Annotated in this window: 19 protein-coding genes and 1 pseudogene; 13 read left to right on the top strand and 7 right to left on the bottom strand. The window is 52.8% G+C overall.

Annotated features, from left to right (window positions below; all coding sequences use genetic code 11):
* Window positions 1-5: 5 nt before the first annotated feature.
* Both mepM and lpxM read left to right on the top strand, forming a co-directional pair.
* Window positions 6-1,325 (top strand): murein DD-endopeptidase MepM, encoded by a 1,320-nt coding sequence (mepM, locus tag NA330_RS13630; RefSeq protein ID WP_001184028.1) that lies wholly within the window; start codon window positions 6-8, stop codon window positions 1,323-1,325.
* 116 nt (window positions 1,326-1,441) lie between these two features.
* Window positions 1,442-2,413 carry a lauroyl-Kdo(2)-lipid IV(A) myristoyltransferase gene (gene lpxM, locus NA330_RS13625; RefSeq protein WP_000448401.1) on the top strand — a complete coding sequence of 324 codons (972 nt, stop codon included), beginning with the start codon at window positions 1,442-1,444 and terminating at the stop codon, window positions 2,411-2,413.
* A 72-nt stretch (window positions 2,414-2,485) separates the two neighbouring features.
* Here the strand turns inward: lpxM and pyk are convergent, their stop codons facing one another.
* On the bottom strand, window positions 2,486-3,928 hold the full coding sequence (pyk, locus tag NA330_RS13620; RefSeq protein ID WP_000091156.1) for a pyruvate kinase: 1,443 nt from the start codon (window positions 3,926-3,928) through the stop codon (window positions 2,486-2,488).
* A gap of 123 nt (window positions 3,929-4,051) precedes the next feature.
* A complete protein-coding gene (locus NA330_RS13615) occupies window positions 4,052-4,921 on the bottom strand; it encodes a MurR/RpiR family transcriptional regulator (RefSeq protein WP_001056719.1) in 870 nt (289 codons plus the stop codon).
* A gap of 341 nt (window positions 4,922-5,262) precedes the next feature.
* Between NA330_RS13615 and zwf the strand changes: the two genes are divergently transcribed.
* From zwf to kdgA, 3 genes are all read left to right on the top strand, one after another.
* Window positions 5,263-6,738, top strand: coding sequence for a glucose-6-phosphate dehydrogenase (gene zwf, locus NA330_RS13610; RefSeq protein WP_000301711.1), 1,476 nt, complete (start codon window positions 5,263-5,265; stop codon window positions 6,736-6,738).
* A 234-nt stretch (window positions 6,739-6,972) separates the two neighbouring features.
* Complete coding sequence (edd, locus tag NA330_RS13605) at window positions 6,973-8,784, top strand: phosphogluconate dehydratase (protein WP_001069124.1); 1,812 nt, start codon at window positions 6,973-6,975, stop codon at window positions 8,782-8,784.
* A gap of 37 nt (window positions 8,785-8,821) precedes the next feature.
* Window positions 8,822-9,463 carry a bifunctional 4-hydroxy-2-oxoglutarate aldolase/2-dehydro-3-deoxy-phosphogluconate aldolase gene (gene kdgA, locus NA330_RS13600; RefSeq protein ID WP_000800497.1) on the top strand — a complete coding sequence of 214 codons (642 nt, stop codon included), beginning with the start codon at window positions 8,822-8,824 and terminating at the stop codon, window positions 9,461-9,463.
* Window positions 9,464-9,562: 99 nt separating this feature from the next.
* Here kdgA and purT read toward each other — a convergent pair whose 3' ends face one another.
* Entirely contained in the window at window positions 9,563-10,741 is a 1,179-nt protein-coding gene (gene purT / locus NA330_RS13595) for a formate-dependent phosphoribosylglycinamide formyltransferase (RefSeq protein ID WP_023241937.1), read from the bottom strand.
* Window positions 10,742-10,871: 130 nt separating this feature from the next.
* Between purT and yebG the strand changes: the two genes are divergently transcribed.
* From yebG to ptrB, 4 genes are all read left to right on the top strand, one after another.
* A complete protein-coding gene (gene yebG, locus NA330_RS13590; RefSeq protein ID WP_000257723.1) occupies window positions 10,872-11,162 on the top strand; it encodes a DNA damage-inducible protein YebG in 291 nt (96 codons plus the stop codon).
* Between the two features lie 67 nt (window positions 11,163-11,229).
* A complete protein-coding gene (yebF, locus tag NA330_RS13585; RefSeq protein WP_001042123.1) occupies window positions 11,230-11,583 on the top strand; it encodes a protein YebF in 354 nt (117 codons plus the stop codon).
* A 93-nt stretch (window positions 11,584-11,676) separates the two neighbouring features.
* The gene (locus NA330_RS13580; RefSeq protein WP_000024715.1) at window positions 11,677-12,336 is read left to right on the top strand and encodes a tellurite resistance TerB family protein; all 660 of its coding nucleotides are present in this window, start codon (window positions 11,677-11,679) and stop codon (window positions 12,334-12,336) included.
* Between the two features lie 212 nt (window positions 12,337-12,548).
* The gene (ptrB, locus tag NA330_RS13575) at window positions 12,549-14,600 is read left to right on the top strand and encodes an oligopeptidase B (protein WP_023241938.1); all 2,052 of its coding nucleotides are present in this window, start codon (window positions 12,549-12,551) and stop codon (window positions 14,598-14,600) included.
* A gap of 34 nt (window positions 14,601-14,634) precedes the next feature.
* Here the strand turns inward: ptrB and exoX are convergent, their stop codons facing one another.
* The 3 genes from exoX to NA330_RS13560 form a co-directional block, all read right to left on the bottom strand.
* A complete protein-coding gene (gene exoX, locus NA330_RS13570) occupies window positions 14,635-15,333 on the bottom strand; it encodes an exodeoxyribonuclease X (RefSeq protein WP_000944282.1) in 699 nt (232 codons plus the stop codon).
* A gap of 23 nt (window positions 15,334-15,356) precedes the next feature.
* Window positions 15,357-16,013 (bottom strand): carbon-nitrogen hydrolase family protein, encoded by a 657-nt coding sequence (locus NA330_RS13565; protein WP_000100257.1) that lies wholly within the window; start codon window positions 16,011-16,013, stop codon window positions 15,357-15,359.
* Between the two features lie 107 nt (window positions 16,014-16,120).
* A complete protein-coding gene (locus tag NA330_RS13560) occupies window positions 16,121-16,351 on the bottom strand; it encodes a DNA polymerase III subunit theta (protein ID WP_000856224.1) in 231 nt (76 codons plus the stop codon).
* A gap of 137 nt (window positions 16,352-16,488) precedes the next feature.
* Between NA330_RS13560 and yobA the strand changes: the two genes are divergently transcribed.
* From yobA to NA330_RS13545, 3 genes are read left to right on the top strand one after another with little or no spacing between them, the layout of a single operon-like run.
* Window positions 16,489-16,863 carry a CopC domain-containing protein YobA gene (yobA, locus tag NA330_RS13555; RefSeq protein ID WP_000168393.1) on the top strand — a complete coding sequence of 125 codons (375 nt, stop codon included), beginning with the start codon at window positions 16,489-16,491 and terminating at the stop codon, window positions 16,861-16,863.
* Window positions 16,864-17,739, top strand: coding sequence for a copper homeostasis membrane protein CopD (gene copD / locus NA330_RS13550; protein WP_000979700.1), 876 nt, complete (start codon window positions 16,864-16,866; stop codon window positions 17,737-17,739).
* Window positions 17,740-17,755: 16 nt separating this feature from the next.
* Complete coding sequence (locus tag NA330_RS13545; RefSeq protein ID WP_023241939.1) at window positions 17,756-18,109, top strand: YebY family protein; 354 nt, start codon at window positions 17,756-17,758, stop codon at window positions 18,107-18,109.
* Between the two features lie 382 nt (window positions 18,110-18,491).
* On the opposite strand, the pseudogene NA330_RS13540 reads toward NA330_RS13545, so the two are convergent.
* A pseudogene (locus tag NA330_RS13540) lies at window positions 18,492-18,845 on the bottom strand (tyrosine-type recombinase/integrase); the annotation flags it as partial.
* A 261-nt stretch (window positions 18,846-19,106) separates the two neighbouring features.
* Between NA330_RS13540 and sspH3 the strand changes: the two are divergent.
* Window positions 19,107-21,527: a type III secretion system effector SspH3 gene (gene sspH3 / locus NA330_RS13535; protein WP_024149240.1), complete on the top strand. Its 2,421-nt coding sequence runs from the start codon at window positions 19,107-19,109 to the stop codon at window positions 21,525-21,527.
* The last annotated feature ends 17 nt before the right edge of the window (window positions 21,528-21,544 follow it).

The following is a 21,544-nucleotide window of genomic DNA, read 5'->3' as shown; positions in this document are numbered from 1 at the left end:
AATACGTGCAACAGATAGCCCGCTCTGTCGCCCTGGCATTTAATAATCTGCCCCGACCCCACCGCGTTATGCTGGGGTCACTTACCGTTCTGACACTGGCCGTCGCCGTATGGCGGCCCTATGTTTACCACCCAGAATCCGCACCAATCGTTAAAACTATTGAACTGGAGAAAAGCGAGATTCGTTCCCTCTTACCGGAGGCCAGCGAACCCATCGATCAGGCCGCGCAGGAAGATGAAGCTATTCCTCAGGATGAGCTGGACGATAAAACCGCAGGCGAAGTCGGCGTCCATGAATACGTCGTCTCCACAGGCGATACGTTAAGCAGCATTCTGAATCAGTACGGCATCGATATGAGCGATATTAGCCGACTTGCCGCTTCTGATAAGGAGCTGCGCAATCTGAAAATTGGCCAACAGCTTTCCTGGACATTGACCGCCGATGGCGATTTACAGCGTCTGACATGGGAAGTCTCCCGCCGTGAAACGCGTACCTACGATCGCACTGCCAACGGTTTTAAAATGAGCAGTGAAATGCAGCAGGGGGACTGGGTCAACAGTCTGCTGAAAGGTACGGTAGGGGGTAGCTTTGTCGCCAGCGCGAAAGAGGCCGGTTTAACCAGCAGCGAAATCAGCGCAGTGATAAAAGCAATGCAGTGGCAGATGGATTTTCGCAAGCTGAAAAAGGGCGATGAATTTTCGGTTCTGATGTCGCGCGAGATGCTGGATGGCAAGCGTGAACAGAGTCAGTTGTTGGGCGTGCGGATGCGTTCCGATGGTAAAGATTACTACGCCATTCGCGCCGCTGACGGTAAATTCTATGACCGTAATGGGGTTGGCCTGGCGAAAGGCTTTTTACGCTTCCCGACCGCCAAACAGTTCCGCATCTCCTCCAACTTCAATCCGCGTCGTCTGAACCCGGTTACCGGACGCGTTGCGCCGCATCGTGGCGTTGACTTTGCGATGCCGCAGGGTACGCCGGTGCTGTCGGTGGGGGATGGCGAGGTAGTGGTCGCTAAACGTAGCGGCGCTGCCGGTTACTACATTGCGATTCGTCATGGACGCACCTACACCACACGTTACATGCACTTGCGTAAGCTGCTGGTGAAACCGGGGCAAAAAGTGAAACGTGGCGATCGTATTGCGCTTTCTGGTAACACCGGGCGTTCCACAGGGCCGCATCTGCATTATGAGGTATGGATCAACCAGCAAGCCGTTAACCCTCTGACAGCAAAATTGCCGCGCACGGAAGGTCTGACGGGGTCAGATCGTCGTGAATACCTGGCACAGGTGAAAGAGGTTCTGCCACAACTGCGCTTCGATTAACAAATGCGCTGACAGAGCCGGTACGCGATGTGTGCCGGCTTTTTTGTTTTGTGTGAGACGCAGACGTCGCTACACTATTCACAATTCCTTTTCGCGTCAGCAGACCCTGGAAAAGCATGGAAACCAAAAAAAATAATAGTGAGTATATCCCTGAATTCGAAAAATCCTTTCGCTATCCGCAGTATTGGGGCGCCTGGTTGGGCGCTGCGGCAATGGCGGGGATCGCATTAACACCGGCATCATTCCGCGACCCTTTGTTGGCGACGCTGGGGCGTTTTGCCGGACGGCTGGGGAAGAGTTCTCGTCGCCGGGCGCTAATTAATCTGTCATTGTGCTTTCCGCAGCGTAGCGAAGCTGAGCGCGAAGCGATTGTCGATGAGATGTTCGCCACCGCGCCACAGGCAATGGCGATGATGGCTGAGTTGGCGATGCGCGGTCCGAAAAAAATTCAACAGCGTGTTGACTGGGAAGGTCTGGAAATCATTGAGGAGATGCGTCGTAACGACGAAAAAGTCATTTTTCTCGTACCGCATGGCTGGGGCGTCGACATTCCAGCCATGCTGATGGCCTCTCAGGGGCAAAAAATGGCGGCGATGTTTCATAATCAGGGTAATCCGGTTTTTGACTATATCTGGAACACAGTGCGTCGGCGTTTCGGCGGACGTTTGCATGCGCGTAATGACGGGATTAAACCCTTTATTCAGTCTGTTCGTCAGGGCTACTGGGGTTACTACCTGCCGGACCAGGATCACGGCCCGGAGCATAGTGAATTCGTTGATTTCTTTGCGACATACAAAGCGACGCTGCCTGCAATTGGTCGGCTGATGAAAGTGTGCCGTGCACGCGTGATACCGCTTTTCCCGGTGTATAATGGTAAAACGCATCGCCTGACTATCCAGATTCGCCCGCCAATGGACGACCTGCTCACGGCTGACGACCACACTATCGCCAGACGGATGAACGAAGAGGTCGAAATTTTTGTCGGCCCGCATCCGGAACAGTACACCTGGATCCTGAAGCTGCTCAAAACCCGTAAGCCAGGCGAGATTCAGCCGTATAAGCGTAAAGATCTTTACCCCATCAAATAAATAAAGCCTCTCGTAAGAGAGGCTTTATGCTGACAAACCCTGTACTACCTGATGAACAGGCGTGGGGGAGTTTTACTCAACGGTCAAAATACGCGTGGTATTGGTTGAACCGACGGTGCTCATGACATCGCCCTGGGTCACGATAACCAGGTCACCGGAAACCAGATACCCTTTATCGCGCAGCAGATTAACAGCTTCATGCGCCGCGACAACGCCATCAGCCGCGCTATCAAAATGCACCGGCGTTACTCCGCGGTAGAGCGCGGTCAGGTTGAGCGTGCGTTCATGGCGCGACATGGCGAAAATCGGCAGGCCGGAGCTGATACGGGAAGTCATTAGCGCGGTACGACCGGATTCCGTCATGGTGATGATCGCGGTAACGCCTTTCAGATGGTTTGCCGCATACATCGCAGACATGGCAATGGCTTCTTCAACGTTGTCGAACTGCACGTCGAGACGGTGTTTAGACACATTGATGCTGGGGATTTTTTCTGCGCCCAGACAGACGCGCGCCATTGCGGCAACGGTTTCAGAAGGATACTGACCGGCTGCGGTTTCGGCAGACAGCATAACCGCATCCGTGCCATCCAGGACGGCGTTCGCTACGTCCATCACTTCCGCACGGGTCGGCATCGGGTTGGTGATCATCGACTCCATCATTTGCGTTGCGGTGATGACTGCGCGGTTTAGCTGACGCGCACGGCGAATCAGCGCTTTCTGGATACCAACCAGCTCCGGATCGCCGATTTCAACGCCCAGATCGCCACGTGCGACCATCACAACGTCAGAGGCCAGAATGATATCGTCCATGGCGTTTTGGTCGCATACCGCTTCGGCGCGTTCGACTTTAGCCACAATTTTCGCGTCGCAGCCGGCGTCGCGTGCCAGGCGGCGTGCGTAGTTCAGATCTTCGCCGCAGCGCGGGAAGGAGACGGCCAGATAGTCAACGCCTATCAGCGCAGCGGTTTGAATATCGGCTTTGTCTTTTTCGGTCAGCGCTTCAGCAGAAAGCCCGCCGCCGAGCTTGTTAATGCCTTTATTGTTAGACAGCGGACCGCCGACGGTGACCTCGGTAAAGACTTTCATGCCCTGGACTTCAAGCACTTTCAACTGCACTCGACCATCGTCAAGCAGCAGGATATCGCCAGGAACGACGTCTGCCGGCAACCCTTTGTAATCAATGCCGACTTTTTCTTTGTCGCCTTCGCCTTTACCCAGGTTAGCGTCTAACAGAAATTTGTCCCCGATATTGAGGAACACTTTGCCTTCTTTAAAAGTGGAAACGCGAATTTTTGGCCCTTGCAGGTCGCCTAAAATAGCCACATGACGCCCCAATTTGGCGGCAATCTCACGGACTTTATCAGCACGCATTTTATGATCTTCCGGCGAGCCGTGAGAGAAGTTCATACGTACTACGTTTGCGCCCGCGGCGATAACCTTCTCAAGGTTGTTATCGCGGTCAGTTGCCGGGCCTAACGTGGTAACGATTTTGGTTCTGCGAAGCCTTCTGGACATGTAATACTCCGTTGACTAAAACAACTTGGTGTTGCGTGAACATTGATCCGGTCGTTCTGAAACCTTAACGGTATAAAATGAACGTCCCCGGATGACGAAAAGGGTAGAACATTGTTATTGCTTTTAGCGGTCATCACTCCTGATGAGTAATTCTTTATCAAAACGCGATTCCTTGAGCGCTTCCTTGACACGCTTCAAGTTATCTCTGAATTTCGCCCCGCGACGCAAAGTAAATCCCGTTGCCAGCACATCTATCACGGTCAGCTGAGCAAGTCGAGAGACCATGGGCATATAAATGTCTGTATCTTCCGGTACGTCGAGGGTAATGGCCAGCGTGGCTTCGCGCGCCAGCGGCGTTCCAGCGGAGGTCAGGGCGATCACCATCGCATCGTTTTCCCGCGCCAACTGCGCCAGTTCCACCAGGCTCTTGGTTCTGCCAGTATGCGAAATGAGCACGACGACGTCATCATCGTTACAATTCATACAGCTCATCCGTTGCAGCACGATATCGTCGGAGTAAATCACCGGCACATTGAAGCGAAAAAACTTATTCATGGCGTCATGCGCGACCGCGGCGGAGGAACCAAGACCAAAAAAGGCGATTTTTTTTGCCTGGGTCAGTAAATCGACGGCGCGGTTGACGGCCGATTTATCCAGCGACTGACGAACATGGTCGAGACTGGCCATGGCGGACTCGAAGATTTTTCCTGTATAGGCCTCAACGCTGTCATCTTCATCCACATTGCGATTAACATAGGGGGTGCCATTTGCCAGACTTTGCGCCAGATGCAGTTTAAAATCAGGAAAGCCGCGGGTATTCATGCTGCGACAGAAACGGTTCACCGTTGGCTCGCTAACGTTAGCTTCCTGGGCCAGCATGGCAATGCTTAAGTGAATCGATCTGCCTGGGGCGGCCAGAATAACATCGGCGACTTTTCGTTCAGATTTGCTTAAATGTTCCAGTTGAGACTGGACTTTTTCCAGCATATTCATGATTAGCAAGGCTCATGGGTATTAGCGATTTCAATGATGCGCGAAACCGAGCGCGTTTTGTTAGATATTACTCCTGGCGGCTGTCAAAGGGGGCAAAATGGCTAAAAAAGGTGTCGTTTTTTTTCATTACATGACCGACGTCGGATTTTAAGTTCCAGCTTGTGTGGAAAAGCGACAATTTTATTAGGCGTTTTGCCGATTATATTGCCAATCAAACGCCGGTTCACCTATGAAAAGGCGTTTACGGTTTCCGTAATCTCGTAAAAGCAGTACAGTGCTGTGTAATAAAATTACAACGATATCCTGGCTAAAGTACCAGGAGATTAACTGAGGAGAATGACATGGCGGTAACGCAAACAGCCCAGGCATGTGACCTGGTCATTTTCGGCGCGAAAGGCGACCTGGCGCGCCGGAAACTGCTGCCTTCCCTGTATCAGCTTGAGAAAGCCGGCCAGATCCATCCGGATACCCGGATCATTGGGGTGGGGCGCGCGGACTGGGATAAAGAAGCTTATACCCACGTCGTGCGTGAGGCGCTGGAAACCTTCATGAAGGAAAAAATTGATGAAGGCTTGTGGGATACGCTGAGCGGCCGTCTGGATTTTTGTAATCTTGACGTTAACGATACGCCTGCGTTCAGTCGCCTGGGCGATATGCTGGATCAAAAAAACCGCACCACCATTAACTATTTTGCGATGCCGCCCAGCACCTTTGGCGCTATTTGCAAAGGGTTAGGGGAGGCTAAACTCAACGCCAAACCGGCGCGCGTCGTGATGGAAAAACCGTTGGGTACTTCGCTGGCGACCTCGCGTGAGATTAACGATCGGGTCGGCGAATACTTTGAAGAGTGCCAGGTATATCGTATCGACCACTATCTGGGCAAAGAAACGGTTCTCAACCTGCTGGCGCTGCGTTTTGCCAACTCGTTATTCGTTAATAACTGGGATAACCGCACTATCGATCACGTTGAGATTACCGTAGCGGAAGAGGTGGGGATTGAAGGGCGCTGGGGATATTTTGACCAGGCCGGTCAGATGCGCGATATGATCCAGAACCACTTGCTGCAAATTCTCTGCATGATTGCCATGTCACCGCCGTCTGACCTGAGCGCCGACAGTATTCGCGATGAAAAAGTCAAAGTGTTGAAATCGCTGCGCCGTATTGATCGCTCCAACGTGCGTGAAAAAACGGTTCGTGGTCAATACACCGCGGGCTTTGCGCAGGGGCAAAAGGTGCCGGGCTATCTGGAAGAAGAGGGCGCGAATAAAAGCAGCAACACCGAAACTTTCGTCGCGATCCGCGTCGACATCGATAACTGGCGTTGGGCGGGCGTGCCATTCTATCTGCGCACCGGCAAGCGTCTGCCAACCAAGTGCTCTGAAGTCGTGGTTTATTTCAAGACGCCTGAACTGAATCTCTTTAAAGAGTCCTGGCAAGACCTGCCGCAGAACAAATTGACGATTCGCCTGCAGCCGGATGAAGGCGTAGATATTCAGGTGCTTAACAAAGTACCGGGGCTGGATCATAAGCATAATCTGCAGATCACGAAGCTTGATCTGAGCTACTCCGAGACCTTTAATCAGACGCACCTGGCGGATGCATATGAGCGCCTGCTGCTGGAAACGATGCGTGGCATTCAGGCGCTGTTTGTCCGCCGTGACGAAGTGGAAGAAGCCTGGAAGTGGGTGGACTCCATTACCGAAGCATGGGCGATGGACAACGACGCGCCGAAGCCGTATCAGGCGGGCACCTGGGGACCGGTAGCGTCCGTGGCGATGATTACCCGTGACGGTCGTTCGTGGAATGAGTTTGAGTAAATTTACCACTCACTCTTAGGTGGTATTTTACCGGTAACATGATCTAACACAGATTGTAGAATCATTTTTGCACTTTTAAGCCTCGTGTGGATTCACCTGCGAGGCTTTTTTTATTACACTGCCTGAAACGATTTTGCCCCATTATCCCCGGACATCATGTATTTCACTGTCTTTCCACATTGATGAAACGCATGGTAAACCCGGTAGCCGGACAGATAAATTTCAGGAGCCTCTATGAATCCTAATTTGTTACGCGTAACACAGCGCATTGTCGAACGCTCGCAGCAGACCCGAAAAGCCTATCTTGCCCGCATTGAGCAGGCGAAAACCGCCACGGTCCACCGATCTCAACTGGCCTGCGGCAACCTGGCGCATGGCTTCGCCGCCTGTCAGCCAGAGGACAAAGCCTCGCTGAAAAGTATGTTGCGCAATAATATCGCCATTATTACCTCCTACAATGACATGCTCTCTGCGCATCAACCGTATGAACATTATCCGCAGATTATTCGTCAGGCCCTGCATTCCGTGAATGCGGTAGGTCAGGTCGCAGGCGGCGTACCGGCAATGTGCGATGGCGTTACGCAAGGTCAGGATGGCATGGAGTTGTCATTACTCAGCCGCGAAGTGATAGCGATGTCGGCAGCAGTAGGCCTCTCTCACAATATGTTTGACGGCGCGTTATTCCTCGGCGTATGCGACAAAATCGTTCCGGGGCTGGCGATGGCCGCGCTCTCTTTTGGTCATTTACCCGCGATTTTTGTTCCGTCAGGCCCGATGGCGAGCGGCCTGCCGAATAAAGAAAAAGTCCGTATTCGTCAGCTATATGCGGAAGGAAAAGTAGACAGAATGGCGCTGCTGGAGTCAGAAGCCGCCTCTTACCATGCGCCGGGCACCTGTACATTTTACGGCACCGCCAACACCAACCAGATGGTGGTGGAGTTTATGGGAATGCAGTTGCCGGGTTCTTCGTTTGTGCATCCGGATGCGCCGCTGCGCGAGGCATTGACTGCCGCTGCCGCACGTCAGGTAACACGTCTTACCGGCAACGGCAATACGTGGATGCCACTCGGTAAAATGATCGACGAAAAAGTCGTGGTGAACGGCATTGTCGCGCTGCTGGCTACCGGCGGCTCCACCAACCACACCATGCATCTGGTTGCAATGGCGCGCGCGGCGGGCATTCTGATCAACTGGGATGACTTCTCGGATTTGTCGGAAGTGGTTCCGTTGATGGCACGTCTGTACCCGAACGGTCCGGCGGACATTAACCACTTCCAGGCGGCGGGCGGCGTACCGGTATTGATGCGTGAGCTGCTCAATGCCGGATTGCTGCACGAAGACGTTAATACTGTCGCAGGCTTCGGCCTGAAACGCTATACGCTGGAGCCCTGGCTCAACAACGGCGAGCTGGACTGGCGTGAAGGCGCGGAAAGGTCACTGGATAACGATGTCATTGCCTCTTTTGATAAGCCGTTCTCTCCTCACGGCGGTACTAAGGTGCTAAGCGGTAATCTGGGACGCGCAGTAATGAAGACGTCTGCGGTACCGGTTGAAAACCAGATCATTGAAGCGCCTGCCATGGTATTTGAAAGTCAGCATGATGTGCTGCCTGCGTTTGACGCGGGCCTGCTTGACCGGGATTGTGTCGTTGTCGTGCGTCATCAGGGACCAAAAGCGAATGGAATGCCAGAATTACATAAACTCATGCCGCCACTTGGTGTATTATTGGACCGCCGTTTCAAAATCGCGTTAGTTACTGATGGACGACTTTCAGGCGCTTCGGGTAAAGTGCCTTCAGCTATCCACGTAACGCCGGAAGCCTACGATGGCGGCTTACTGGCAAAAGTGCGCGATGGCGACATCATTCGCGTGAATGGGCAGACAGGTGAGTTAACTCTGCTGGTCGACGAGGCGGAACTTGCCGCTCGTCAGCCTCATATTCCGGACCTGAGCGCGTCGCGCGTCGGAACGGGGCGTGAGTTGTTTGGCGCGCTGCGCGAAAAGCTGTCGGGTGCGGAGCAGGGCGCAACCTGTATCACTTTTTAAGATGACACACTAGTAATCAGGCGAGAGAAGAATTCCGATGAAAAACTGGAAAACAAGTGCAGAAGCAATCCTGACCACCGGCCCGGTTGTCCCGGTCATTGTAGTCAATAAACTGGAGCACGCGGTGCCGATGGCTAAAGCGCTGGTGGCCGGGGGCGTTCGCGTTCTGGAAGTGACTTTACGTACGGCCTGCGCGATGGATGCTATTCGCGCTATCGCTAAAGAAGTACCGGAAGCGATTGTCGGCGCCGGAACCGTTCTCAATCCGCAGCAGTTGGCGGAGGTGACGGAAGCGGGCGCGCAGTTTGCGATTAGCCCGGGACTGACTGAGCCACTGCTGAAAGCCGCGACGGCAGGCACTATCCCATTGATTCCCGGTATTAGCACCGTTTCTGAACTGATGTTGGGCATGGACTATGGTCTGAAAGAGTTCAAATTCTTCCCGGCGGAAGCGAATGGCGGCACTAAAGCGTTGCAGGCGATTGCCGGTCCGTTCTCTCAGGTACGTTTCTGCCCAACCGGCGGCATCTCTCCGGCAAACTATCGTGACTATCTGGCGCTGAAAAGCGTGTTGTGCATCGGCGGTTCCTGGCTGGTGCCGGCCGACGCGCTGGAAGCGGGTGATTACGATCGCATCACCAAACTGGCGCGCGAAGCGGTAGAAGGCGCAAAGCAGTAAGCCGTTAAATGCCCGATGGCGCTTGCTTATCGGGCTTACGAGTGGCGATCAGGCAGGTCTGATAAAAATGCGCTAACGTCGCCATCAGGCGATGGCGCATTAGCCTTTTACCGTCACGCGGCTGGCGGCCTTTTTCGCTCTTATCACCGCTTCTTCAACGTTTTCACCTGTCGCTAACGTTACACCAAGACGACGGCTGCCGTCGATCTCAGGCTTACCAAACAGCCGTACCTGCACTCCGGCTCCTACCGCCGCGTGTACATTATCAAACGTCACATTTCGACTGGTAAGCTGCGGCAGAATCACGGCCGAGGCAGCGGGACCATACTGGCGAATAGCGCCTACGGGCATTCCCAGAAAGGCGCGCACATGCAGCGCAAACTCAGAGAGATCCTGAGAAATCAACGTGACCATTCCGGTATCGTGCGGGCGAGGGGATACTTCGCTGAAAATGACTTCATCGCCACAGACGAAGAGTTCAACGCCGAACAGGCCATGACCGCCTAACGCCAGTACCACATGACGGGCAATCTCTTGCGCCCGCTTCAGCGCCAGTTCGCTCATCTGCTGTGGCTGCCAGGATTCGCGATAGTCACCATCTTGCTGACGATGACCGACCGGCGCGCAGAAATGCACGCCATCGACGGCGCTAACGGTGAGCAACGTAATTTCAAAATCAAATTTAACCACGCCTTCCACAATCACGCGACCCGCGCCAGCGCGTCCGCCCTGTTGAGCATACTCCCATGCCTGCGCGAGCTGTTCGGCCGAGCGGATAAAGCTCTGGCCTTTGCCGGAAGAGCTCATGACCGGTTTGACGATGCAAGGAAAACCCACTGCGGCTACCGCATCATGAAAACTGGCCTCACTGTCGGCAAAGCGATACGTCGATGTCGGCAGACCTAATTCTTCTGCGGCCAGGCGACGGATCCCTTCGCGGTTCATCGTGAGCTGCGTTGCACGGGCGCAAGGCACGACATTCAGCCCTTCGCCCTCCAGCTCGCGCAGCGTATCGGTGGCGATCGCTTCTATTTCCGGCACGATATAATGCGGTTTTTCCTCTGTAATCACATGACGTAGCGCCTCGCCGTCCAGCATATTAATGACGTGTGAACGGTGAGCCACATGCATGGCGGGAGCATCAGGATAGCGATCGACGGCGATAACCTCGATCCCCAGGCGTTGGCATTCAATCGCCACCTCTTTTCCTAATTCTCCTGCCCCTAATAACATCACCCGCGTTGCTGCCGGACGCAGCGCAGTGCCTAATAGCGTCATATTTCTGTCCCCTTATTTACCTGCGCGCAGTATATACGAAAACGTTTGCGTATGTCTTTTCGAATAGATTGCTTTTCTTGCTGTCTTGCAATATACTGTATATAAACACAGGTAAATAAGGGGCTGCAAAATGGCGGTTGAAGTTAAATACGTAGTCATTCGCGAGGGTGAGGAGAAGATGTCATTTACCAGTAAAAAGGAAGCCGACGCCTGGGACAAAATGCTCGATACTGCCGATCTTCTTGATACCTGGCTTGAGCAGTCGCCAGTCGTGCTGGAAGATGGGCAGCGCGAGGCGTTGTCGCTGTGGCTGGCGGAACATAAAGAGGTGTTAAGCACGATCCTCAAAACCGGTAAGTTGCCTTCTCCGCAGGCGGTTGAAAAGGACGCCGCGAGTAAAACGAAAAAGCAAGCCGCCTGAACCCACACTTGCGCTCCCGGCGTTTTGTACCATGCTTTTCCTGAATCATTGTGCTAAGGAGAAAAGTATGAATAAAAGAGGAGCGTTGTTGAGCCTGCTGTTGTTATCCGCCAGCGTATCGGCATTTGCGGCATCCACCGAGAGTAAATCGGTTAAGTTTCCGCAGTGCGAAGGGCTGGATGCCGCCGGGATTGCGGCAAGCGTGAAGCGCGACTACCAGCAAAATCGTATCGTGCGGTGGGCAGACGACCAAAAAAAGGTCGGGCAGGCTGACCCGGTCGCGTGGGTTAATGTGCAGGACGTTGTGGGTCAAAATGATAAATGGACAGTTCCGCTAACTGTTCGCGGTAAAAGCGCCGATATTCATTATCAGGTCATCGTTGATTGCAAAGCCGGCAAGGCGGAATATAAGCCCCGCTAGCAGCGTAATTTGCGCTTCTTTTGCCGGAACAGACAATTCCTGACATCCCCTCAGGTACGCTTGACCATTATTGGTCTGTATTTGAGGGGTACTATGGCTAACTGGTTGAACCAATTACAATCACTTCTTGGGCAAAAAGGCGCTTCCGCATCGTCTTCCGGTGAACAGGGGTTAAATAAACTGCTGGTTCCCGGCGCGCTGGGCGGTCTGGCTGGACTGTTGGTCGCCAATAAGTCTTCGCGCAAATTATTAACCAAATACGGTACTGGCGCTTTGCTGGTGGGCGGCGGCGCGGTAGCGGGTTCCGTATTGTGGAATAAGTACAAAGATAAAGTACGCGCTGCGCATCAGGGGGAGCCGCAATTCGGCAGCCAAAGTACGCCGCTGGATGTTCGCACTGAGCGACTGATCCTGGCGCTGGTTTTTGCTGCAAAAAGCGATGGGCATATTGATGCCAAAGAACGCGCGGCGATTGAGCACCAACTGCGAGAATCAGGTGTTGAAGAGCAAGGGCGTGTGTTTATCGAGAAAGCTATTGAGCAGCCGCTTGATCCACAACGTCTGGCACAGGGCGTTCGCAATGAAGAAGAAGCCCTGGAAATCTACTTCCTGAGCTGCGCCGCCATTGATATTGACCACTTTATGGAACGTAGCTATCTGAATGCGTTAGGAGACGCGCTAAAAATTCCTCAGGAGGTTCGGGACGGTATCGAGCAGGACTTGCAGCAGCAAAAACAGGCGCTACCAGGCTGATAACCTGCCATTAAGTAACATGTTTCGCTTGCATCATGCGTGTCTTTTGCCACCCTTATAGGATGGATAGTTTACGTCATTCATGTTGCAGGATAGCGGCGAAGCAGTGACATCTCAGGCGCTTACCGAGGTGAGCGACCGGGACTACCATGCTACGCCGCTGTGTTTGCCGCGTGATATATAACAAATATTAACGCAAAAGAAAAAACGACATGTTGCCAAAAGCCAATCGAATTCCCTATGCCATGACCGTACATGGCGATACGCGCATTGATAATTATTACTGGCTGCGAGATGACACTCGCTCGCAGCCGGAAGTCCTTGATTACCTGCATCAGGAAAATGAGTATGGCCGGAAGGTCATGTCCTCTCAGCAGGCGTTACAGGACCGCATTCTAAAAGAAATTATCGATCGCATCCCGCCCAGAGAAGTTTCCGCTCCGTATGTGAAAAACGGCTATCGCTACCGTTATATCTATGAACCCGGCTGCGAATATGCCATCTATCAACGACAATCGGCGTTAAGCGAAGAGTGGGATGTGTGGGAAACCTTGCTCGATGCGAACCAGCGGGCCGCGCACAGCGAATTTTATACGCTCGGCGGACTTGCCATTACGCCGGATAATACCATCATGGCGCTGGCGGAAGATTATTTATCCCGTCGTCAGTATGGGTTGCGTTTTCGTAACCTCGAAAGCGGTAACTGGTATCCGGAACTGCTGGATAACGTTGCGCCTGAATTTGTCTGGGCCAATGATTCCCTGACCCTTTACTATGTGCGTAAGCATAAGAAGACGCTGCTGCCCTATCAGGTTTGGCGACACACGATTGGCACTCCGTCATCGCAAGATGAACTGGTATATGAAGAGAAAGACGATACCTTTTATGTCAGCCTGCATAAAACCACTTCGCAGCATTATGTGGTGATTCATCTTGCCAGCGCCACCACTAGCGAAGTGCTGTTACTTGACGCGGAACTGGCCGATGCCGAGCCGTTTTCATTTTTACCGCGCCGCAAAGACCATGAATATAGTCTCGATCACTATCAACATAAGTTTTACCTGCGCTCTAACCGGAACGGTAAAAACTTTGGGTTGTACCGTACCCGCGTGCGCAATGAAAACGCCTGGGAAGAGCTGATCCCTCCGCGCGAGCATATTATGCTGGAAGGGTTTACCCTGTTTACCGACTGGTTAGTGGTCGAAGAGCGTCAACGGGGGCTTACCAGCCTGCGGCAAATTAACCGTAAAACCCGTGAAGTGATAGGCATCGCCTTTGACGATCCGGCTTACGTGACTTGGCTTGCCTATAATCCCGAACCTGAGACCTCCCGGCTGCGTTACGGCTATTCTTCAATGACGACGCCAGATACCTTGTTTGAACTGGATATGGATACCGGAGAGCGACGGGTACTTAAACAGACGGAAGTGCCTGGGTTTGATTCTGGCTGTTATCAGAGCGAACACCTGTGGATCACCGCACGCGACGGTGTCGAAGTGCCGGTATCGCTGGTTTATCATCAGAAGTATTTTCGTAAAGGGCAAAATCCGCTTCTGATTTACGGCTACGGATCTTACGGTTCCAGTATTGACGCCGACTTCAGCAGCAGCCGACTGAGCTTGCTGGATCGTGGTTTTGTTTACGCAATCGTACACGTTCGCGGCGGCGGTGAGCTGGGGCAGCAGTGGTATGAAGATGGTAAATTCCTCAAAAAGCGGAATACTTTTAATGACTATCTTGATGCCTGCGATGCCTTATTAAAACTGGGTTACGGTTCGCCGTCGCTGTGTTATGGGATGGGCGGGAGTGCGGGCGGAATGCTAATGGGCGTCGCTATCAACGAACGCCCCGAGCTTTTCCACGGCGTTATTGCCCAGGTACCCTTTGTTGATGTATTAACCACGATGCTGGATGAGTCGATCCCACTAACGACAGGAGAGTTTGAAGAGTGGGGGAACCCGCAGGATATTAAGTATTATGACTATATGAAAAGCTATAGTCCTTATGACAATGTCAAAGCGCAGGACTATCCGCACCTGCTGGTGACGACAGGATTGCACGATTCCCAGGTGCAATACTGGGAGCCGGCGAAGTGGGTGGCAAAATTACGCGAGCTAAAAACGGACCAACGTCTGCTGCTGTTATGTACGGATATGGACTCCGGGCACGGTGGTAAGTCGGGGCGGTTTAAATCCTACGAAGGCGTCGCGCTGGAGTTCGCCTTTTTAATCGGCCTGGCGCAGGGAACCTTACATAGCGCATAGATGCGCGCCCGCAACGGCTTGTGAGCGTCGCGGGTTATTGTGGTGTTCCATTGCTGCGTTGCTCGCCAGCCTGAACATCTTCCAGGTAGTGTTTAAGCGTCAGGCGAAGTTCCGGGCTCATATTATCAAGGTTATTAAAAAGCCAGCGTAAATAGCCCGGATCGCGTTTTGCGACTTCAGATACCGCCTTACCGCGGTATTTACCGAACGGGAAAGTGGTTAACAGCGCAGGACGGCCCGTGATATTGACCATTTCTTCCGCGGTCCAGCCGGTGGTTCGCATAATATCAATCAGCAAGGCGGCGGTGATATAGCAATCATAAAGCGCCCGGTGATGATGCAGCCCCGGCGGCGTTTGTACGCTTAGTTTACGCGATTTATAGAGCGCCATATTGCTGTATTTTATTCCCGGCCACAGGCGTCGCGACAACTTCATGGTACAGATCCACTCACCCGGCAATTCAGGTAATACGCGTCTGTCAAAACTGGCATTGTGAGCGACATACCACTCACTACCGTAATAAAGCGGTATGACATCTTCAATCCACGGCTTATCGGCGACCATGGCTTCGGTAATACGGTGTATCGCCATCGCCTGCGGCGTAATAGGGCGATCGGGGCGTATCAGGTGACTCATGGGATTGACAATGTTGCCATCAATGACATCAACAGAGGCTATCTCTACGATCCCGCCCTGCAGCCCGCAGGTTTCCGTGTCTATAATCCGCAACATGATTCATTCCTCACCGAAAGACCTTAGCGTAATGGAATGATATCGCCTTGCCAACCCTCGGTTGTGCGCAGACCCGTCAGTAATAGCGAACCGCAATCGGCACGAACAATAAGTTGCCCGCTTTCATCCCACAGCGCGCTACTGCCACAGGCATTGGCCATCAGTACGGCCAGCGCATATTTATGCGAAAAACGTTGTAAGCGTGAGGTAGAAGCATGGAGTTCAGGTTCGTTAAGACATTGACTGGTTGTGAATAACGTAAATGAGGGATCTATATCACCACCTTCTGGCTGCTCATCCACCACGTTGATAGCGCTTCGCTGCCTGGCAATACAGGCGCCATGACTTTTGTGAAACATGAGCGGCGACGTTAGCCATGGGGCAAAAATAGCGATGCCTTTTACGAAGCGGCAGTTATGCTCAACAGGCATACCCACAATGATAGTCATATGGTGGGTATCGGCCGCATGAGTGAGCGGCTGTAAAAGCGCCTCGTCAGGCGGGGCGGGCAACGATTTATTCCTTTCGTCGCAGCCTAATAGCGACAGTGACGGAAAGACCAGCAGTTCGCACTGTTGACGAGCCGCAAGCTCAATATATTCCAGATGATGGGCGACATGCTCCGCCGGCGAGGCGTTCAGGGGCGCATACTGCGCAGCAGCAATTTTCCAGGAGGACATAATGACTTCCTTTTCATAGTCTCTACAGCCATTCTAGAAAGCATAGGTTAAGAATCGCCTTATAATGTAGTCGTCTGCATGTAAGGAAGTGTAACGTTATATAATTTTTATTTAACTTTGGGTTCGTAAGGGAGTCGGGATAGTGATACGGAAGCCAGACGATGGGCAATCAGCCGCTCGCGAAACCAGGCGCGTAGATGCTCTGGCTGCTCACGTTCGACCGCCTCCGCGACAACTGGCATATTGTAGCGCTCTTTAAATGCCACCCCGGCTGCCGCCAGGTCCACATTGACTTTATCCATTTCCGCTTGTTCAAGCTGAGCCAGATTCGTTTTCATACGCGTCTCCTTTTTTGTTGCCGCCAGAAGGTACTAAGAGTCCGCGGTAATGGCAAGATGGAAATGATGATCCTCGACTCATTGATTGTTGAAGGTTATTCTTTGTAACGTAGGTATAACAAAAAGGAATAGTGAATATGGCTTCTTCTGCACCATCGCGACGTTTAGCTTTACTGCTGCTGGCATCGACATTTGCGACGCCAGCGGCCTGGGCACATGCGCACCTGACGCATCAGTATCCAGCGGCGAATGCTGCCGTTACGGCCTCGCCACAGGCGCTGACCCTGAACTTTTCTGAAGGGATTGAGCCAGGGTTCAGCGGCGCAACCATTACTGGCCCTCAGCAAGAGCTCATCAAAACGCGCCCGGCAAAGCGAAATGAACAGGATAAAACGCAGTTGATTATCCCGCTTGAGCAGCCGTTAAAATCTGGCGCTTACACGGTAGACTGGCACGTTGTGTCGGTGGATGGACATAAAACAAAAGGGAAATACACCTTCAGCGTGAAATAAATGATGCTGACATTCGTCTGGATAACTCTCCGATTTATTCATTTTGCTAGTTTGATGCTGGTCTACGGCTGCGCGCTTTACGGCGCCTGGCTGTCACCCGCACCAATTCGTCGTTTAATGACGCGTCGATTTTTACATCTGCAACGACATGCCGCCGCCTGGAGCGTTATCAGCGCGGCTTTCATGCTGGCGATTCAGGGCGGACTGATGGGCGGCGGCTGGCCCGATGTTTTTTCCGTCTCGGTGTGGGGCGCGGTACTGCAAACCCGCTTTGGCGCGGTCTGGATATGGCAAATTATCCTCGCGCTGGTCACGCTGGTGGTGGTAGTCATTGCGCCGGTAAAAATGCAACGACGGCTTCTTATTCTAACCGTTGCTCAGTTTATCCTGCTGGCAGGCGTTGGACATGCGACGATGCGCGACGGTGTAGCGGGAACATTACAGCAGATTAACCATGCTCTGCATTTACTCTGTGCCGCAGCCTGGTTTGGTGGGCTGTTGCCAGTGGTTTATTGTATGCGCATGGCTCAGGGACGCTGGCGTCAACATGCTATTAGCGCCATGATGCGTTTTTCTCGTTATGGTCACTTTTTTGTGGCGGGCGTATTGCTCACAGGCATTGGCAACACGCTATTTATCACGGGATTTACCGCTATCTGGCAGACCACCTATGGACAGTTGCTTTTGTTAAAATGTGCGCTGGTGGTGCTTATGGTAGCAATTGCGCTGACGAATCGGTATGTTCTCGTACCACGTATGCGACAGGAAAATCCCCGGACTGACCTATGGTTTGTCAGGATGACGCAAATTGAATGGGGAGTTGGAGGCATAGTTCTGGCGATCGTCAGCCTGTTTGCAACCCTCGAACCTTTCTGATGGACTGGCATAACGAATGAAAAAAATACTCCTTCCGGCGCTTCTGCTGGCCACTTCGGGCGTAGCGTTGGCGGCGCCGCAGGTGATTACCGTAAGTCGTTTTGAAGTAGGAAAAGACAAGTGGGCGTTTAATCGGGAAGAGGTCATGTTGACCTGTCGGCCTGGCCAGGCGCTCTATGTGATCAACCCCAGTACGCTGGTGCAGTATCCCTTGAATGCTATTGCCGAACAGCAAGTAGCGGAGGGTAAAACGCGCGCTCAGTCTATTGCCGTCATTCAAATCGATAACCCGGCGAAGCCCGGTGAGAAAATGAGTCTGGCGCCGTTTATCGAACGTGCGCAAAAGCTTTGTGATCCATCCAATAGCTGACTGATTTTTAATAAAAAACCGTAAACCTTCACGAAAAGGCTTACGGTTTTTTTATCTCTGATGACAGACAAAACGCCAGGTTTTTTCAATCACCTTCGTCACAAACTGGAAAACCTGGCGTCGTCATCTATTCTTAAAGGGCAAGGCGATTTAGCCTGCATTAATGCCAACTTTTAGCGCACGGCTCTCTCCCAAGAGCCATTTCCCTGGACCGAATACAGGAATCGTATTCGGTCTCTTTTTATTTTCCTTACAAATCAAACAATTAAAAACGCTTGTCCGAAAATGTCCGAAATTTGTCCGAATTTCTGTATTCCGGTCTTTTTGGTTATATCACAATCAAATTAAATTTAACATTTATCTCACAAGGAAAATTGGAGTATTAGAGCATCATATAAGCTTTATCATCACGCTCATCGAGATAGAGTTTCGTGGTGTTCGCTGATGTGTGGCCCAGGAGTTTTTGGGCGAACACCTCGCCGTGCTCGTTTTTGTACAGCCGCCCGGCCAGACTTCGGATCTCGTGAAATGTCGGTGGATTATTGCTGAAGTTAACGCCGGAGGCTTTTCTTGCTTTTACAAATTTCTTTGTCAGCCCATCCGGGTGAATATTCCCGGTCGGGCTATTTTTCCTGATTCCTGCACTGATCATGAAATCAGTTCTGCTTACCAGCCGGCAGCGATCGATAACCGTTCCCGGACGTAACCCTGGCACCTCAAGGGTCAGGGATCTGCCTGCCAAAATTGAACGCCCGGGCGCTGATGCCGGATGATCTGGTCATCGTAGAAAGCGCCCCTGAAAAAATCGACACCTTTAGCTGCAAAATGACAGTCCCGCCATCCGGTCATCATAACGGATTTTTCTTCTGCACCTACTGAAGCCCGCCATGGCAGGACGACCATGAATCCGTCGATAACCTTATTGTGAAATTAAGACCAGGGAAAGAGGATGTCCGCCAGACAGACATTATGTGTAAATTTATAAAGGTTTTTTATTATGCCCTTGCATGTTGGAAGCGGATGTCTTCCCGCCACAATCACTAACCTTCGTATTAACTGTATAGCCCAATCTGCAACCCCGCCTGAAATGAGCTTATGGGAAAAAATTAAGGAGTTTTTCTGCTCAACGCACCAGACTGAAGCGCAGGAATGTATCTGGACGATTTGCCACCCTTCGGTCGGAACGACGCGGGAGGATGTGGTCAGCAGATTTGAACAGCTCAGGATGCTCGTGTATGCCGGATACGAGGAAAGCATTCACTCCGGCCGCCACGGGGAAAGCCACTTCTGTATCCTGGATGCAGACAACCAGGAGATATTGTCGGTCACCCTTGATGACGCCGGGAACTATACCGTGAATTGCCAGGGGCACAATGAAACATATCGCTTCACCATGGACATAGAACAGGGAGAGGAATGTACAGAACATGCGGAAGGGGCATCCGGGACACTCCAGGTATCCCCCCTTCCGGCTCCGGCGGCTCCACAGACACCAGCAGAGTATGATGCTGTCTGGTCAGAATGGAAGGGGGCTGCGCCAGCAGAAGAGTTACGCGGTCGTGCTGCGACGGTACAGAGAATATGTACCTGCCTGAATAACGGCAGTCGAGAGCTTAATGTGGGAGAGTCAGGCCTTACCGCCTTACCAGACCGTTTACCAGCGCATATAACAACATTGGTTATTCCTCATAATAATTATCTGACCAGCCTGCCGACGCTGCCGTCAGGACTGGAGGTGCTTACTGTCGAAGATAACCAACTGACCAGCCTGCCGCCGTTGCCGTCAGGACTGGAGGTGCTTACTGTCGAAGATAACCAACTGACCAGCCTGCCGCCATTGCCGGCAGGACTGGTGGTGCTGACGGTATCAGGTAACCAACTGACCAGTCTGCCGCCGTTGCCGGCAGGACTACAGACGCTGTCGGTAGCAGGTAACCAACTGACCAGCCTGCCGCCGTTGCCGGCAGGACTACAGATGCTGTTGGTAGCACGTAACCAACTGACCAGCCTGCCGCCGTTGCCGGCAGGACTACAGATGCTGTCGGTAGCAGGTAATCAACTGACCCGCCTGCCGCCGTTGCCGGCAGGACTACGGAGGCTGTTGGTAGCAGGTAACCAACTGACCAGCCTGCCGCCGTTGCCGGCAGGACTACAGGTGCTGTCGGTATCAGATAATCAACTGACCAGCCTGCCGCTGTTGCCGGCAGGACTGGAGTTGCTGACGCTCGAGCGCAATCCACAACTGGCCCGCCTGCCGCCGTTGCCGGAAGGACTGCAGACGCTGTCGGTTGATGCTAACCCACAGTTGACCCGCCTGCCGGCGCTGCCGTCAGGCCTACAACGGTTGTATGCCCGCAATAACCAACTGACCCGCCTGCCGGAAAGCATCACGGGTCTGTCTTCAGAGGCAAGCGTAAATCTGGAAGGCAATCCTCTGTCTGAACGCACTCTGCAGGCGCTGCGGGAGATCACCAGCGCGCCAGGCTATTCAGGCCCCAGGATACTATTCGATATGGCGGGAGCCTCAGCCCCCCGGGAAGCCCGGGCACTGCACCTGGCGGCCGCTGGCTGGCTGGTGCCTGCCCGGGAGGGCGAACCGGCTCCTGCAGACAGATGGCATATGTTCGGACAGGAAGATAACGCTGCTGCCTTCAGCCTCTTCCTGGACAGACTGAGTGAGACGGAAAACTTCATGAAGGACGCGGGGTTTAAGGCACAGATATCGTCCTGGCTGGTACAACTGGCTGAAGATGAGGCGCTGAGAGCAAAAACCTTTGCCATGGCAACAGAGGCAACAGCAAGCTGCCAGGATCGGGTCACACTTGCTCTGCACCAGATGAAGAACGTACAACTGGTACATGATGCAGAAAAAGGGCAATACGATAACAATCTCGCGGCGCTGGTTGCCACGGGGCGTGAGATGTTCCGTCTGGAAAAACTGGAACAGATTGCCCGGGAAAAGGCCGGAACGCTGGCCTTGGCCGATGATGTTGAAGTCTATCTGGCGTATCAGAATAAGCTGAAGAAAGCACTCGGGCTGACCAGCGTGACGGCAGAAATGCGTTTCTTTGGCGTATCCGGCGTGACGGTTTCAGACCTTCAGGCTGCGGAGCTTCAGGTGAAAGCCGCTGAAAAAAGCGAGCTCAGGGAGTGGATACTGCAGTGGGGGCCGTTATACAGCGTGCTGGAGCGCAAAGCGCCGGAACGCGTTAACGCGCTTCGTGAAAAGCAAATATCGGATTATGAGGAAACGTACCGGATGCTGTCTGACACAGAGCTGAGACCGTTTGGGCTTGTCGGTAATACCGATGCAGAGCGCACTATCGGAGCAAGAGCGATGGAGAGCGCGAAAAAGACATTTTTGGATGGCCTGCGACCTCTTGTGGAGGAGATGCTGGGTAGCTATCTAGCGCCTTAACTGAACATGATATTCAC

This window comes from Salmonella sp. NW722 (assembly GCF_051702785.1).
GTDB lineage: Bacteria > Pseudomonadota > Gammaproteobacteria > Enterobacterales > Enterobacteriaceae > Salmonella > Salmonella enterica.
The sequence above is the reverse complement of the archived record's forward strand: the minus strand, read 5'-3'. Positions and strand labels throughout refer to the sequence as shown.

Bases quoted from the DNA above. Each gene is read 5' to 3' on its own strand.
- yebG (WP_000257723.1), top strand. From the start codon at position 10,872: ATGGCGGTTGAAGTTAAATACGTAGTCATTCGCGAGGGTGAGGAGAAG.
- lpxM (WP_000448401.1), top strand. From the start codon at position 1,442: ATGGAAACCAAAAAAAATAATAGTGAGTATATCCCTGAATTCGAAAAA.
- yobA (WP_000168393.1), top strand. From the start codon at position 16,489: ATGGCTTCTTCTGCACCATCGCGACGTTTAGCTTTACTGCTGCTGGCA.
- NA330_RS13580 (WP_000024715.1), top strand. From the start codon at position 11,677: ATGGCTAACTGGTTGAACCAATTACAATCACTTCTTGGGCAAAAAGGC.
- NA330_RS13565 (WP_000100257.1), bottom strand. From the start codon at position 16,013: ATGTCCTCCTGGAAAATTGCTGCTGCGCAGTATGCGCCCCTGAACGCC.
- sspH3 (WP_024149240.1), top strand. From the start codon at position 19,107: ATGCCCTTGCATGTTGGAAGCGGATGTCTTCCCGCCACAATCACTAAC.
- NA330_RS13545 (WP_023241939.1), top strand. From the start codon at position 17,756: ATGAAAAAAATACTCCTTCCGGCGCTTCTGCTGGCCACTTCGGGCGTA.
- pyk (WP_000091156.1), bottom strand. From the start codon at position 3,928: ATGTCCAGAAGGCTTCGCAGAACCAAAATCGTTACCACGTTAGGCCCG.
- purT (WP_023241937.1), bottom strand. From the start codon at position 10,741: ATGACGCTATTAGGCACTGCGCTGCGTCCGGCAGCAACGCGGGTGATG.
- yebF (WP_001042123.1), top strand. From the start codon at position 11,230: ATGAATAAAAGAGGAGCGTTGTTGAGCCTGCTGTTGTTATCCGCCAGC.
- exoX (WP_000944282.1), bottom strand. From the start codon at position 15,333: ATGTTGCGGATTATAGACACGGAAACCTGCGGGCTGCAGGGCGGGATC.
- kdgA (WP_000800497.1), top strand. From the start codon at position 8,822: ATGAAAAACTGGAAAACAAGTGCAGAAGCAATCCTGACCACCGGCCCG.
- NA330_RS13615 (WP_001056719.1), bottom strand. From the start codon at position 4,921: ATGAATATGCTGGAAAAAGTCCAGTCTCAACTGGAACATTTAAGCAAA.
- NA330_RS13560 (WP_000856224.1), bottom strand. From the start codon at position 16,351: ATGAAAACGAATCTGGCTCAGCTTGAACAAGCGGAAATGGATAAAGTC.
- ptrB (WP_023241938.1), top strand. From the start codon at position 12,549: ATGTTGCCAAAAGCCAATCGAATTCCCTATGCCATGACCGTACATGGC.
- copD (WP_000979700.1), top strand. From the start codon at position 16,864: ATGATGCTGACATTCGTCTGGATAACTCTCCGATTTATTCATTTTGCT.
- zwf (WP_000301711.1), top strand. From the start codon at position 5,263: ATGGCGGTAACGCAAACAGCCCAGGCATGTGACCTGGTCATTTTCGGC.
- edd (WP_001069124.1), top strand. From the start codon at position 6,973: ATGAATCCTAATTTGTTACGCGTAACACAGCGCATTGTCGAACGCTCG.